Origin of the sequence: Klebsiella sp. Q11, assembly GCF_964241505.1 — a bacterium.
In the GTDB taxonomy this organism is placed as follows: Bacteria; Pseudomonadota; Gammaproteobacteria; order Enterobacterales; family Enterobacteriaceae; genus Klebsiella; species Klebsiella michiganensis.
The window spans coordinates 37,622-50,627 of the sequence record NZ_CAXSXW010000005.1 but is presented as its reverse complement, the minus strand read 5'-3'; the positions used below and the strand labels follow the sequence as shown (position 1 = coordinate 50,627).

The window sequence follows — 13,006 nt, the reverse complement described above, 5'->3', positions numbered from 1 at the left end:
CTTTCATACCAGCCTACAATTTCACCCGCAGCAAATCGCTGAATCGGGTGGTGTAGGCTGGCGACAGCATATGCCGTTTCATCTCCCAGCTGCGCTCGATTCCCTGCCCGGCAAACCAGAGCTGGCCTTTTTCACGTCGGTTCACTAAATCAAGCACCGTCATCAGCTGTTCGCTATTCGCTCGCGGCTGATAGTCGTCAAACAGGCCTAACTGCGCCACTCCCTGGCTAAAGAAATCGCCCAGCATCACGCCACACTTTTGATATCGGCATCCCTCCCGCCAGATAGTATCCAGGCATTTTAGCGCCGCAGCGACGATATCCCGGCTATCCTGCGTCGGGATGTGGATTTTCGTGCCGGCGTCTTTGCTGTAATAGACTTCATGACCGGCGAACGGACTGGTCTTCACAAAGACCGAAACATAGCGGCAGTACTGGTGCTCCGCGCGCAGCTTCTCGGCGGCGCGGACCGCATGGCTGCAGACGGCTTCGCGCATCGCCCCGTATTCAATCACCTTCTGACTAAAGGAACGCGAGCAGATAATTTGCTGTTTAGTCGGCATATACTCTTCCAGTTCAAGGCACGACTCGCCTCTCAGCTCCCGCACGGTGCGCTCCATTACAACGCTGAAATGTTTTCTGATCAGCGAAGCGGGCGTCTCGGCCAGCTGAAGAGCCGTCGTAATCCCCATGTCATTGAGCTTTTTCGCAATCCGTCGCCCCACTCCCCAGATTTCACCGACGGCAACCTTCTCCAGCAGTTTTCTCTGCCTGGCCGGCAATGAGAGATCGACAACGCCCTCGAATTTTGGCCACCTTTTGGCCGCATAATTCGCCAGCTTGGCCAGGGTTTTCGTCGGCCCGATCCCCACCCCTACCGTCAAGCCGGTACTCTGGAGTAATGTACTACGCACGTGGCGACCAAACGCCTCAAGCTCCTCAGAACGATGGATCCCGGTCAAATTTACGAACGCTTCATCAATGGAATATTGATACACCGCGGGCGCCAGTTCTTCGAGAATCGTCATGACGCGATGGGACATATCGCCATAAAGGGCATAGTTGCTGCTAAACACCGCTACCTGATGACGTTCAAACTGTGATTTCACTTTGAAATACGGCGCGCCCATTGGAATTTCCAGCAGTTTCGCCTCATGGTTTCTGGCGATGACGCAGCCATCGTTATTGCTTAACACCACCACCGGACGCCCGCGTAAGTCAGGGCGAAAGGCTATTTCACAGCTGGCGTAAAATGAATTCACATCGACCAGGGCAAACATCAGCGGAGCCTGTTGATGCTGAAAGTGACGACGCCAAAAATCTCCAGCGCTTCACCGTCGTTGCGCAGCACAATTGGCGGAAAATCCGGGTTCATCGGCAAGAGCTGCATGATGGGGTGCGTACAAAGACGTTTAACCGTGTATTCACCGTCGACTGAGGCAATGATGATATCCCCATGCTTCGCTTTCAGGCCGCGATCCACCACCAGCAGCGTACCTTCATAAATACCGGCATCCACCATTGAGGTGCCTGTCGCCATGACAAAATAGGTTGCCGCGGGATGGCTGATACAAAGCTCATTGAGATCGATTCCCTTCTCAATATAATCCTGCGCAGGGCTGGGAAAACCGCATGGGACAAGGTCGCTAAACAGCGGAATCGACACGATCTGACGCAACTCAACCGGTTTATAGAACAACATAATAGACTCACCGTTATAATACTGTGTTTTTATACAGTATCGATAGTTCATCTGAGTTTTTCAAGTCGCCTGTCGGAGATTGGCGTGAAGCCGTTGAAGTTGCGCTGAATTTTGCGTAAGGCGTTGCATAGCTCGGGGCTGGAGAATGCCTCTCCCTACGTATTCCAGATGGTTTTGTACGGCATGCTGGAAATTTCCGCGAATTGGGAGGAGGATAGAATCCGTTGATGCGTGCTTTGCTCATCGCTTGTTGTTGTCCACCCGACATACTGAACCGGAGATTCATATGTATTACACGTTAGGAGACAAAACTCTCCACTTTTATCGTTATCAGTGCCGTTTTTATGTCGCTCATTGGGACGGAGGTCATGTGATGACGGAGAAGTTCAAGCCGTTTATTGCCTCCATCACCGAGAAAACGGGCATTGAGGCAAAGAACGTTGAGGCGGCGGCGCGGGACTACTTCAATAACGTCGACTGAGATTGAACCCCGGACCATCGCTATCGGCTTATCCATAGCGATGGCAACGGCTGGCGAACGGCAGAAAGCGCAAATAATAAGCCGTGTCACGCGATCGTAAAACAAAGCCTGTAGGATAGCCCCCGGACGCCACCAGCGCTAAAACGAGGTGAAGAGATGGGAACAGTAAAAGCCAGCAATCTGGAACAGGCAAAGCAGCTTCTGCAGTCCGGCGACGCCATTAAACTCGAACTGGATTTCGAGCTCGACTCTGATGAATTTTTTAACTTTGCTATCGAGTACTGTACAAATGGAACGAAGCTCACGCGAGCCGGCGATCGCTTCCTGATTTCACGTAAAAAAAGGTAGCCTGAGAGTCATCCCTGCCATTCACAGCATCACAGAGGCATACGTTTTTCGCATCTGTGATGCTCTCCGTCATAATAAAAATATCCGCAGAAATTAACCTCAAATATTGATACATCGCGCATTTTCGTGAGTAAAGGAGGAATAGTGTAGCTTCGCTATCTCACCGAGGGTTAAATCGTGAAAAAACTATTAATATGCTGTCTGTTTGGCGAAACGGCAGGGATTATTGCCCGCAAAATGCAAAAAATTGCTGACGATCGGCAATTAGATTTATTAATCAGCGCCGTTGGGGTTGAAAATTTCTTTAGCGTCGCGCCTGCCTATGATGGCGTACTGGTTGCGCCGCATATCCAGTATAAGGTTGAACAATTTATTAGCGCACTGCATTTACCACAAGAAATTGCCGTGATTGAAAGCTTGCCCTATGCCTCATTTGATGGCGAGAAGATCCTCAACTTCGCGCTGAATACAATGCCTTCATCTCTGTCCTGATCTCTACGTCCCGCCCCACACAACCCGCGAGATCGCGGGCTCTGTGGGGATTAATTATCTGAACGGCGCATCAAGAGGCACTTCAGCGTCCGGTTCGTGGGTGATGCGGTTGCGAAGATCGCGACGAATCATCTCAATGACCCAGAACCAAAAAATATGCCCCACCAGTTCCGAAATATATTCATCGGCAGGAATATTCAATAAAGAGGGGGTCAGGCCCAGTAACGGAAAGGAAATCCAGTGTACGGCGATAGTTGCGACAATCCCGGCCCATGCCCCCTGCCATAATTTAACTTTCGGAAAGACCTCCGCGACGACACAATAGCCAACGGCAAATACCAATGAGAATATAATATGCGTAACCATCACCGGATTGATGATGTGTTCGGAAAAAGTATAAACCGTATGCGTCGGGTCAATGCCCAGATAGTCGCGTAAGAAAAGATAAGGTGGGTTAAATTCATCTCTGCCACCGGAGAAAGTACGCGGCGGTAAAGGAACTTCAGCGCCCCATTTAACAAATGCCGACATAATCCCTGCCACTACCCCGACAAATAACGCTACGCCATAACGACGGCGTCCAGGTGTGGTCTGTTTAAAAAAATCCTTAATTGCCATAAAATCACCATTAATATATTACATTTATTTTCCCTGTATCATATTTAAAGGCATTGGCGATTATCAATGTTGATCACGATCACACTTTATCGGGTCCTGTGGCTACCAGTTCTATACTGTAATTATGACCATAGGTATACCATTAGCAGATAAAGAGCCCCTTTTATTCAAAGGAGACTCTTCCCGTACGATGCGTTTATTGCCCAAAGCGGTAGCTAATGCCGGCCATCACGGAGCTCACATCGCTGCTCACGCCAATTTGGTTTTCGTTACCCACATTGTTGACCCACTGGTACTCCAGGCGCCCCGACCATCTGTCATTAAAGGCATATTCGGTACCGAAAGCCAGCACCGGACGCACGCCCGTATCAAATCGATTTTTTCCATTCACATTGGATTCCGCACGGTAGCCCATCAGGCCGGCCCGGCCGTACAGATCCCAGTCGCTGGTCAGGCTGTAGCTGGCCTTCAACGAAAGCTGTAGCCCCTGACTTTTCATTTGCGAACCGGCTGCGCCATGGCGACCATTGATGCCCATATTCCCTAAATAGTCATATCCACCTTCAACCGCCAGCCAGGGGTTAATCTGATAGCCGGTAAACACACCGCCGCCGACGTTATCGCGGTCAACATCGACTTGCCGATCGGTGCTGGAGTCGCCGTAGTGCGACCAGCCAAATTTAGACCCCGCGTACCAGGTTCCAGTCTCCGCAGCAGCAAAAGCGGCAGTCGCCGTAAAAGTATGAGCAATAATTAACGTAATAAGCGTCTTCTTCATAATCATCCCATTGTCGACCCGTTGTCGAATAAATGTCATCGTCAAAAGTTAAGTGGGCCTACAATAGAATATTAGCGTCGCGCTGATAATCGTTTTATTATTTAATTTTGGACACACTGCCAGCGCTAAAAACGCTCGGGTAATTTATTCACCCCCGTCAAATACCCTCCCCGTTTAAAAGCAATATAATTACCACTTTTTAACGCCGACAACACGTTTAATACACTGCTGCGAGATAAGTGCGTACGTTCCTGGATATAATCCAGGATAGAGACCCGCATCCGGGTCTCTTCGGGTAGCTGGCCCATTTCCTGCAAATGATTGCGGATAACGGCGTAGGTTCGCTGCTGTACGACGAGCGCGTCGCGATAGAAAAGATAAGCCGTGTGGTACGACAACAGTGAGGCGACGTCTTCCCAAACGCCGTGCTGGCGAAAGGCTTCCATCGCTTTTTGCGCATCAACGCGCAGTATTGTCGATTCGGTTTCCGCACGCAGCTGATGGCCGCGTACCGGCTGGATCATCTCGGCAATACCAAACAGGTGTGGGTGGTAAACCGTGACAATCAACAGACCGTCCGAGGCCCGGAGTATGGAGAGCTCGCCGTCAAGGAAAAGGAACAACTGCGGTTGATTTTTATGCGTCCAGGTCATGCGTTTCCGCGGCACAACGACCATTTTTTCAGCAATTGGCGTCAGGAGCGCCGTTAAGCGCTGGATACTCTCTTCCGGACGGACGGGCGGTAGGATATGCATAGAAATACCTGATTAGTTCTGGTTTAAGAATTATAGAACGCAACAAGATTTCCGTAAGAATTGCGTAGCTGCGCATTGACGCACATCGGCAAAGAGAAGAAAAGTACGGCGTGATTTAAATTTAAACAAACTAAAAAGCTGCCCGCAGGCAGCCCGATCAAAATGGTAATAATGCTTACTATACCCGTCATACTTCAAGCGGCTTATGTGTTTACTCGGTTCATCCATGAGCCTCGCCCTTACGGGCCGCCGGGATAAGGCGTTATCTATGCTTCTTGAAGCTCACGCCCTGGCCGCCTTTAAGCAACTCGAATTATTTAGGGTATTTGCAGATATCAAAGGCCCTTTTCGGGGCCTTTTCTTACTTCCGTAACGCCAGCGATGCCGAGTTTCTGGAAATATGCGGTGCGATGTTATCAAATGTAATCATTGCGGATTTACAAAAAATGCATTTCGCGCCAAACGGATTTTTTTCAGAAACATCGTAGGTGGATGTTCTGTACTGTGACCCATGACAGCATGGGCATCTGAAATGAATGTGGTCAATCATGATGTTAGCCTCTTTTTGCTACAACATTCTCTACCGCAGGGACATTTAGCCATATTTCACAGAAAACGCCTTCCCGGCTTTTCTGTCACAGCGTAAAAACGCTGCTCTGAATGGTTGAGAATAACAATAACATCATTGTCATTACTTCTTATAGAAACATCTGAAGCGCACTTCAGACTGAACTCTATTACTGCACCAGCGATTTTTTAATGTTGTTAATTTCTTAGTTTGCCCGAGGGCACGTAATGTTCGGTAGATTTCAATAAAATAATCGTGTGCTTTGGGATAACGCTATCTCTTATGCACTTTTCACGCTAAACGGGAGATACAAGGACTTTCCTTCACTATCACCGTTTGCGCCAGCTTCTGAGCCTGTCTACTCGGGTTTAGACCGTCATCGTTGTCGCAGGTTCAAAAAACTTTAACATTATTCGCGTCACAGAGCTTAATTAATCACGATAAGGAGAGTCTAAAGAAGGATTATCTATGGATAACGCTTGAGATGAGAACTGCTTCGCTAAACCGTTTATTACCGCATCTGTGTAGTAAATCAACTTGCTATTGATCACACAGATGGCGATTGATAGCAAGCTTTATTTTCACGCCACGATGTTCGCCAGCTGGCGAGCTGGTAACGCGAATGAATCCAGGGCCCAGGCTGGAGAGGCCGCCCAGGGATGACCCGATGACCCCGGGAAGGTGTACAGCCGCCTCTCATTTGGCGTGATTTGCCACAATTGTGGCGCTTTATGAATGTTACCGCCAGGATTGAAACGTTATGCTCTTCTCCGGGAAAAGATTCGCTCCCTGACAACACTCATCCTGCGGAAACCTGACAATGGCACATAACCGTACTTTCTCTCTCAATATCGGCTGGAAAGCGCTGCTAAAAGATGCGGGTTTAGAGCCTCAACATCTACTACGCAAAGCAGGATTGCCCGACGACACGTTTTCGAGGACAGAGCGCGGCCTTAATATCGAGGAGTATATTCGTTTCTGGCGCGCCCTTGAGGTAGAAACAAACGATCCTGCTTTTCCCTTACCACTGGTAGAAAGAGTCTCTGCTGAAATCTTTGATCCCCCGCTTTTCGCCGCACTATGCAGCACCAACATGATGCAGGCAGTTCAGCGACTGGCCAGATATAAGCAACTCATTGCCCCAATGGTTCTGGAAATAGTTGTAGAACACAGCGGCATCCTTACCGTTTCACCGCGCTGGCTGTCAGCGACAAACATTCCTCCGTCCCTGCAGATAGCAGAACTTGCTTTCTTACTGCGGCTGCTAAAACTTGCCACTCGCGAACCGGTCACAGCAGTGAAAGTCACGCTCCCTCAGCTTCCCGCCAGAATACAGGACGGCCACCTTACCCGCTTTTTCGGTACCGCCGTAGCGTATGGAGAAAAACCGGCCATCAGCTTTTCCGCCGCTGATGCCCTCCGCCCGTTTTTAACGGTGAACGAAGGAATGTGGCAAATATTTGAACCAGAGCTGCGACGCCGTCTCAGCACGTTAGATGAAACGGCCTCAACAACTGAACGCGTACAGGCGGTACTTCTTGAGCTTCTTCCCGGTAACGAAGCCACTATTGAGAAAACGGCGGAGCGTCTCGGTATGAGCAAACGTACGCTTCAGCGCAGACTTGAAAGTGAGGGAGGAAATTTTCGTACATTGGTCAATATTTGCCGGGAGAACCTGGCGCGGCACTATCTGAGTCATACCCATCTCTCCGGCTATGAGATTGCATTCCTGCTTGGCTTTGAAGATCCAAACTCCTTCTATCGCGCATTTATGGCCTGGACCGGACAGACGCCGGAAACCGTCAGAGGGAGCATGCGTCTTAATGGAAAGAACTCCTCAGGTTAAACAAACGAGATGACGCGGTTGTTAAGCACCGACTTGCCATAAGAATCGCGTTACCTCCTGTCGTTTCCACAAAAGGCGGCTTCCTTTCTGATCTGAAGCGAATGGCGCCGTTAGCAAGCGTACTGGCGCATAAGGCCAGATGAAAAGAGCCTGTCTGCAGGCAAACTGTAGCCAGTCCATGAAACGAGGTCCTTATGTTCGCTCCGGAAAAGAAAACCGCGCTGGTCACCGGCGCATCGTCAGGGATGGGTAAAGCTATTGCCCGTCGCCTGATTCAGGATGGTTACCAGGTATATGTTGCCGCCCGTAGCATCCATAAAATGGCCGCTCTGGCCGAACTTGGCGCACAGCCGTTACGGATGGATATAGCCAGGGATGAGGAGATTGTCTCCTGTGTAAACGCCATTCTGTCGCAAACCGGGGGAGTGGATGTCCTGATCAATAATGCAGGTTTTGGCCTGTATGGACCCGTAGAAGAGATCGGTATTGATGAAGCACGCTATCAATTTGAGGTTAACCTCTTTGGTGCCGCACGGCTGACGCAGCTACTGCTCCCTGCAATGCGGGCCAGACGTAGCGGGCATATTGTCAACATCTCCTCGATGGGAGGGAAGATGTACAGCATCCTTGGTGCCTGGTACCACGCCACAAAACACGCGCTCGAAGGATGGTCAGACTGCCTGCGCCTGGAGGTCGCCGGATTTGGGATTAAGGTCACGATCGTCGAGCCGGGGGTGATAGAGACAGGCTTCGGTGATGCTGCCAGCGAAAGCATCGTCAAACGTTCACACAGTGGCCCCTATGGCCAACTGGTGAAAATGGTGGCCGCGTCGATCAAAAAAACTTACGGGCACGGGACAGGCAGCGATCCGAAGGTTATCGCGGATGTCGTTTCAAGCGCCATTAACAGTAAGAACCCACGTACGCGCTATGCCGCGGGTAAGTTTGCAAAAATGCTTATCTGTCTGCGCGTCTGGCTGGGCGACCGTATATTCGACCGTATTATTCTCAGTCAGACACGCTAACAAGCGGATGATTTAGCTGAACGGCCTGCGTCTCTTGGGGAGCGCTAACTCACGGTTAACGCGTCGACCACTTCCGCTACGCTTTTGACGCTGCGGATGCTGCCGATACCCGTGCCGAGCGCGATATAGCCCTCATCGGCATTGCCTTCCAGCATGCCGACGCGCAGGCCGCGTAATCCCCCCATTGCTTCACCGAGCGCCTCGTTGCTGGCGCCGGCTTTATCCATCGCCACCAGTTTTTCGGCCAGTCTGCCCGGCAGAGAGCGATAGTAATGGGGCAGCGTGCGGAAAAGCAGCAAATCCAGGCCACTGGCGGCAATAATTTTATTTTTGACCGACCGCGGCACTCTGCTTTCTTCCGTCGCGATAAAAACCGAACCGGCAAATATCCCTTCAGCGCCGAGCGCGTGCGCCGCTCTGGCGGTGCGCTTGTCGGTAATACCGCCCGCGGCCATCACCGGAACACGCTTCACCGCATCGGCGATCAGCGGCACGATAGAAAAGGTTCCCAGCGCGGTCCCCGGCAATGTTCCTCCCTCATCAAAGCCGGTCGCGACGATGATATCGGCACCCGCTTCTTCAGCAAGGCGGGTATTTTCAGGCGTCGGGTTAATATCGCGATAGATGATAGCAATGCCCGCCTCTTTTAATTCGTTGAACAGCGCCGGTATGAGCGCCCCTTCACCGTAGCCGGTATACACCACGGCCCTGACGCCCTCTTCTTTTATCACCTGCAAAATAGGCGGGGTCCAGATATCGTTTTCAGCCGCGGGGATCAGGTTCACGCCGAAAGGTTTTTCGGTCAGCCGTTTGGTTTTGCGGATCTCTTCACGCATTTTTTCGGCGGTTTCTTCCGGCGTGGACACCGCGGTCTCAGCGGTTAAACCGGCATTCGGCCCCAGCACACCAAGCCCGCCGGCATTGCTGACAGCGGCGACTAAACGGGCATCGGTCAACCACGATAACGGCCCCTGAATAACAGGTTTTTCTATATTCAGGATCTGGCAGATTCGGTTATTTTTCATGGGGTAATATCCTTCACAATAGCGCTATGGAGCGGTTCAGTTTCATGATGGAAGGAGTGTAGGACGTTATATTATTTAGAAAAATAGCCAAAAAAGTGCATCACTATTATAAAATCAGTAACAATGTGATATCCCGATCCCGGCAAAAGAAGCCCGCTATGCAAATAAACCTCTTTGAATCGATTCGCATTTTTATTGAAATTGTCGAGTCCGGTAGCTTTACTCAGGCAGCGGAGAACCTGCAGATTCATCGTCCTGCCGTCACTAAGGCATTGCAGCTGCTTGAGCAGCACTGCGGCACGCGTTTGATGCAGCGAACAACGCGGCGCATCAACCTGACGCCTGACGGCGAAGCGTTTTATCGGCAGAGTAAACCTTTACTGGCCCAGGCAGATGCGCTGCTGGAGTCGTTTGGGAGCGATAGCGTATTGCACGGCCAGCTTCACGTGGATATGCCCGTCGCTTTTGCGACGTTATTGGTCGTCCCCCATTTGCCTGATTTTTATCGCCAGCACCCTGGCGTCGAAATCATCCTCAGTAGCTCAGACCTCCGCCGGGATATGCTGCGCGATGGTCTTGATTGCTTGCTGCGGGTGGGGGAACTGGACGACGGGGACTATATCGCCCGTAAGTTAGGCAATATTAAAATGACGACCTGCGCCAGCCCGGCCTATATTGCCAGCCACGGTGTGCCGCAAACGCTGGAGGATCTACCGCAGCATCAGGCCATCAACTGGATTAACAGCAGCAGCCGACAAATTATGCCGTGGACGTTTTCTACGCCAGAAGGAACAGTTGAAATGACGCTTCCCGGCAAGCTGGTCATCGATAACTCTGAAACCTATTTATCGGCAGGCCTGGCAGGGCTGGGATTAGTCCAGGGAATGAACGTTTTTTTACAGCCTTATCTCGATCGCGGCCTGTTAGTGGAAGTCTTACCTGACAACCCTACCCCCGATCGCAAATTGTCACTTCTGTATCCGCACCGTCATCTCTCACGCAAAGTGCGGGTGTTTACCGAGTGGTTAGAAAGCTTATTGTGAAAAACGGGATTAAGGCACTCATCCCCGCGCAAAACCACAATGATTGATAAATGCTTGCGATTACTGCCTTAAACCCGGTCAACGATCCGCGCCCCACTCTGGGTCCTGCTTGCTCAGATTCTCAGCGTGTCTATCACCGCCCGCAGCGCGGGCGACACATTACGATGGGGATAATAGAGAAAAGAGCCTTCCAGCCGCTGGCTGTAACGCTGCAGGACTCTGATAAGCGCACCTCGCTCTAAGTCATCGGCAACCAGTTCCTGCGGGACATAGGCCAGCCCCAACCCCAGCCGGGCGGCCTTCGCTTCCATGTAGCTGTCGGCAAAGGCCCACTGTCCCTGCGGCCGGTGGGTGATTTTTTTACCGTCCTGATTGAGTTCCCAGGCATAAATAGTCCCGTCGCCAAACTGGTACGCGATACAGGGATGAACCACCAGGTCCGCCGGCGTTTGCGGAAAACCGTAGCGGCGAAAATGCTCGGGCGTGCCAACAACGACCATCTCCATATCGGGTGAAATGCGCACCGCGACCATACCGCCGCCGACTTCCGGCCCCAGACGCACCCCGGCATCAAATCGCTCCGCGATAATATCGACAAACCGGCTTTCACTGATGAGTTCCAGCCGGATATCGGGATAGCGTTGTTTGAACACCGAAAGCTTTGGCAGAAGCACTTTATCAATGGCGTGCTGGCTGGCATTGATGCGGACGGTACCGGAGGGGGTGTTGCGATAATACGCCAGAGTGGAAAGCCCCGAATCTAACGCATCAAAGCCGGATTCAACGGTTCGATAGAGCTGCTCGCCGGCCTGGGTGAGCGAGAGTTTACGGGTGGTACGCACCAGAAGCTGTACCCCCAGCCTTTCTTCAAGTTCACGTACCGCACGGCTGACGCCGGATTGCGCCAGCCCAAGCCGCTGCGCCGCGGCGGTAAAAGTGCCCTCCCGTACCACCAGCATAAACAGGTACAGATCGTTATAGTTTTCCCGTTTTGCCAAGATTCCTCCCGCGCCTGCGCCGTAATTTATAACAATATGATATGAATCTTAGCATTTTTCACCCGCTAATCAGCACTCTGACTGCTAACTATAATCAGCGCATTGCAACAAAGCACAGCAGCGTTGTCCGTATGAAACCTGTATCTGGAACCTGTTTTAGGGGAATGATTAATGAAAGCGTTTACCAGAAAATTGACGGCCGCCATGCCTGCCATGCTGCTATGCGCGTCACTAAGTGGAGTCACCACCATGAGCTATGCCGGGACAACCAATCCAAACGCGCCCGTTTCACTGGTCGAAAAATGGGACAAAACCTTCGCGGAAAGCGCGAAAGTCACTCACCGTAAGGTGACCTTCCAGAACCGCTATGGGATCACCCTGGTCGGCGATCTCTACATTCCGAAAGATCGCGGCGAGCGCAAGCTGGCGGCGATTGCAGTCAGCGGCCCCTTCGGCGCGGTAAAAGAGCAGTCCAGCGGTCTGTATGCGCAGACCCTGGCGGAACAGGGCTTTGTCACCCTCGCCTTCGATCCTTCTTATACGGGGGAAAGCGGCGGCCATCCGCGTAACGTCGCCTCTCCGGATATCAACACCGAGGATTTCAGCGCGGCGGTGGATTTCTTAGGATTGCAAAACGAGGTGGACCGCAACCGAATTGGCCTGCTCGGCATCTGCGGCTGGGGCGGCATGGCGCTGAACGACGCCGCGATGGATACCCGGGTGAAAGCGGTGGCCACCAGCGTCATGTACGACATGAGCCGCGCGATGGGCCACGGCGTTGGCGACGGTAAAGACCGCTATACCACCGCCGATCGCCGCGCCGTCTTGCAGTATCTGAACGCGCAGCGCTGGAAGGATGCGGAAAGCGGCACCTTCGCGCCGGGCGGGCATGATATTTATGTCGATCAGAAAGGTCACGTCAGCGCAGGCGATCGTATTCTGCCGGAAACCTTACCGGCCAACCCGAACCCGGTTTTGAAAGAGTTCTTTGACTATTACCGGATGCCGCGCGGTTTCCACGCCCGCTCCGTGAACTCAACCGGCGCGTGGAATGCAACCATGCCGCTGTCGTTTATGAATATGCCGCTGCTGAGCTATGCCAGTGAAGTCACTATCCCGACGCTGATCGTGACCGGAGAAAAAGCCCACTCACGCTATTTTGCCGAAGATGCCTTTAAGGCCATCGGCAGCAAAGAGAAAGAGCTGGTGATTGTCCCCGGCGCGAACCATGTCGATCTCTATGACAATGCGGCCGGTAAAATCCCGTTTGCCCGATTTGAACAGTTTTTCAAAACCAACCTGAGATAACGGCCGGAAGCCGCCCGATC

General features: G+C 51.9%; 15 protein-coding genes. 7 read left to right on the top strand and 8 right to left on the bottom strand.

The genetic code is table 11. The features are described 5' to 3' along the window. Window positions 1–13 precede the first annotated feature (13 nt). Window positions 14–1,279, bottom strand: coding sequence for a translesion error-prone DNA polymerase V subunit UmuC (umuC, locus tag ACESQ2_RS09245; RefSeq protein WP_014229114.1), 1,266 nt, complete (start codon window positions 1,277–1,279; stop codon window positions 14–16). Then, window positions 1,279–1,701: a translesion error-prone DNA polymerase V autoproteolytic subunit gene (gene umuD / locus ACESQ2_RS09240; RefSeq protein ID WP_004850301.1), complete on the bottom strand. Its 423-nt coding sequence runs from the start codon at window positions 1,699–1,701 to the stop codon at window positions 1,279–1,281. The genes umuC and umuD overlap by 1 nt, the downstream gene beginning before the upstream one ends. Before the next feature lie 286 nt (window positions 1,702–1,987). Between umuD and ACESQ2_RS09235 the strand changes: the two genes are divergently transcribed. The 3 genes from ACESQ2_RS09235 (at window position 1,988) to ACESQ2_RS09225 (ending at window position 3,022) form a co-directional block, all read left to right on the top strand. Next, the gene (locus ACESQ2_RS09235; protein WP_014229113.1) at window positions 1,988–2,182 is read left to right on the top strand and encodes a hypothetical protein; all 195 of its coding nucleotides are present in this window, start codon (window positions 1,988–1,990) and stop codon (window positions 2,180–2,182) included. 156 nt (window positions 2,183–2,338) lie between these two features. After that, a complete protein-coding gene (locus tag ACESQ2_RS09230; protein ID WP_004850297.1) occupies window positions 2,339–2,530 on the top strand; it encodes a hypothetical protein in 192 nt (63 codons plus the stop codon). A gap of 177 nt (window positions 2,531–2,707) precedes the next feature. Next, the gene (locus ACESQ2_RS09225) at window positions 2,708–3,022 is read left to right on the top strand and encodes a PTS sugar transporter subunit IIB (protein WP_004850294.1); all 315 of its coding nucleotides are present in this window, start codon (window positions 2,708–2,710) and stop codon (window positions 3,020–3,022) included. Between the two features lie 54 nt (window positions 3,023–3,076). Here the strand turns inward: ACESQ2_RS09225 and ACESQ2_RS09220 are convergent, their stop codons facing one another. From ACESQ2_RS09220 to ACESQ2_RS09205, 4 genes are all read right to left on the bottom strand, one after another. Beyond that, entirely contained in the window at window positions 3,077–3,640 is a 564-nt protein-coding gene (locus ACESQ2_RS09220; RefSeq protein WP_244346314.1) for a DUF1440 domain-containing protein, read from the bottom strand. Window positions 3,641–3,836: 196 nt separating this feature from the next. Beyond that, window positions 3,837–4,418 (bottom strand): outer membrane beta-barrel protein, encoded by a 582-nt coding sequence (locus ACESQ2_RS09215; RefSeq protein WP_042934341.1) that lies wholly within the window; start codon window positions 4,416–4,418, stop codon window positions 3,837–3,839. 125 nt (window positions 4,419–4,543) lie between these two features. Continuing rightward, window positions 4,544–5,173, bottom strand: coding sequence for a winged helix-turn-helix transcriptional regulator (locus ACESQ2_RS09210; RefSeq protein WP_014838304.1), 630 nt, complete (start codon window positions 5,171–5,173; stop codon window positions 4,544–4,546). Between the two features lie 361 nt (window positions 5,174–5,534). Continuing rightward, window positions 5,535–5,723, bottom strand: coding sequence for a cold-shock protein (locus ACESQ2_RS09205; RefSeq protein ID WP_071532263.1), 189 nt, complete (start codon window positions 5,721–5,723; stop codon window positions 5,535–5,537). Window positions 5,724–6,561: 838 nt separating this feature from the next. Between ACESQ2_RS09205 and ACESQ2_RS09200 the strand changes: the two genes are divergently transcribed. Both ACESQ2_RS09200 and ACESQ2_RS09195 read left to right on the top strand, forming a co-directional pair. Then, the gene (locus ACESQ2_RS09200; RefSeq protein ID WP_025107986.1) at window positions 6,562–7,587 is read left to right on the top strand and encodes an AraC family transcriptional regulator; all 1,026 of its coding nucleotides are present in this window, start codon (window positions 6,562–6,564) and stop codon (window positions 7,585–7,587) included. A gap of 194 nt (window positions 7,588–7,781) precedes the next feature. After that, a complete protein-coding gene (locus ACESQ2_RS09195) occupies window positions 7,782–8,612 on the top strand; it encodes an oxidoreductase (RefSeq protein WP_373170323.1) in 831 nt (276 codons plus the stop codon). A 44-nt stretch (window positions 8,613–8,656) separates the two neighbouring features. Here the strand turns inward: ACESQ2_RS09195 and ACESQ2_RS09190 are convergent, their stop codons facing one another. Continuing rightward, a complete protein-coding gene (locus ACESQ2_RS09190) occupies window positions 8,657–9,637 on the bottom strand; it encodes a nitronate monooxygenase family protein (protein ID WP_014229106.1) in 981 nt (326 codons plus the stop codon). 158 nt (window positions 9,638–9,795) lie between these two features. On the opposite strand from ACESQ2_RS09190, the gene ACESQ2_RS09185 reads away from it, so the two are divergent. Beyond that, window positions 9,796–10,680 carry a LysR family transcriptional regulator gene (locus ACESQ2_RS09185; RefSeq protein ID WP_046877226.1) on the top strand — a complete coding sequence of 295 codons (885 nt, stop codon included), beginning with the start codon at window positions 9,796–9,798 and terminating at the stop codon, window positions 10,678–10,680. Between the two features lie 113 nt (window positions 10,681–10,793). Here the strand turns inward: ACESQ2_RS09185 and ACESQ2_RS09180 are convergent, their stop codons facing one another. After that, window positions 10,794–11,678, bottom strand: coding sequence for a LysR family transcriptional regulator (locus tag ACESQ2_RS09180; RefSeq protein WP_373170322.1), 885 nt, complete (start codon window positions 11,676–11,678; stop codon window positions 10,794–10,796). Between the two features lie 171 nt (window positions 11,679–11,849). Between ACESQ2_RS09180 and ACESQ2_RS09175 the strand changes: the two genes are divergently transcribed. After that, complete coding sequence (locus ACESQ2_RS09175; RefSeq protein WP_014229103.1) at window positions 11,850–12,986, top strand: alpha/beta hydrolase; 1,137 nt, start codon at window positions 11,850–11,852, stop codon at window positions 12,984–12,986. The last annotated feature ends 20 nt before the right edge of the window (window positions 12,987–13,006 follow it).

Coding starts and splice junctions, on each gene's coding strand:
- ACESQ2_RS09215 (WP_042934341.1), bottom strand. CDS start 4,418: ATGAAGAAGACGCTTATTACGTTAATTATTGCTCATACTTTTACGGCG.
- ACESQ2_RS09190 (WP_014229106.1), bottom strand. CDS start 9,637: ATGAAAAATAACCGAATCTGCCAGATCCTGAATATAGAAAAACCTGTT.
- ACESQ2_RS09210 (WP_014838304.1), bottom strand. CDS start 5,173: ATGCATATCCTACCGCCCGTCCGTCCGGAAGAGAGTATCCAGCGCTTA.
- ACESQ2_RS09200 (WP_025107986.1), top strand. CDS start 6,562: ATGGCACATAACCGTACTTTCTCTCTCAATATCGGCTGGAAAGCGCTG.
- umuD (WP_004850301.1), bottom strand. CDS start 1,701: ATGTTGTTCTATAAACCGGTTGAGTTGCGTCAGATCGTGTCGATTCCG.
- ACESQ2_RS09230 (WP_004850297.1), top strand. CDS start 2,339: ATGGGAACAGTAAAAGCCAGCAATCTGGAACAGGCAAAGCAGCTTCTG.
- ACESQ2_RS09235 (WP_014229113.1), top strand. CDS start 1,988: ATGTATTACACGTTAGGAGACAAAACTCTCCACTTTTATCGTTATCAG.
- ACESQ2_RS09185 (WP_046877226.1), top strand. CDS start 9,796: ATGCAAATAAACCTCTTTGAATCGATTCGCATTTTTATTGAAATTGTC.
- ACESQ2_RS09220 (WP_244346314.1), bottom strand. CDS start 3,640: ATGGCAATTAAGGATTTTTTTAAACAGACCACACCTGGACGCCGTCGT.
- ACESQ2_RS09195 (WP_373170323.1), top strand. CDS start 7,782: ATGTTCGCTCCGGAAAAGAAAACCGCGCTGGTCACCGGCGCATCGTCA.
- ACESQ2_RS09205 (WP_071532263.1), bottom strand. CDS start 5,723: ATGATTGACCACATTCATTTCAGATGCCCATGCTGTCATGGGTCACAG.
- ACESQ2_RS09175 (WP_014229103.1), top strand. CDS start 11,850: ATGAAAGCGTTTACCAGAAAATTGACGGCCGCCATGCCTGCCATGCTG.
- umuC (WP_014229114.1), bottom strand. CDS start 1,279: ATGTTTGCCCTGGTCGATGTGAATTCATTTTACGCCAGCTGTGAAATA.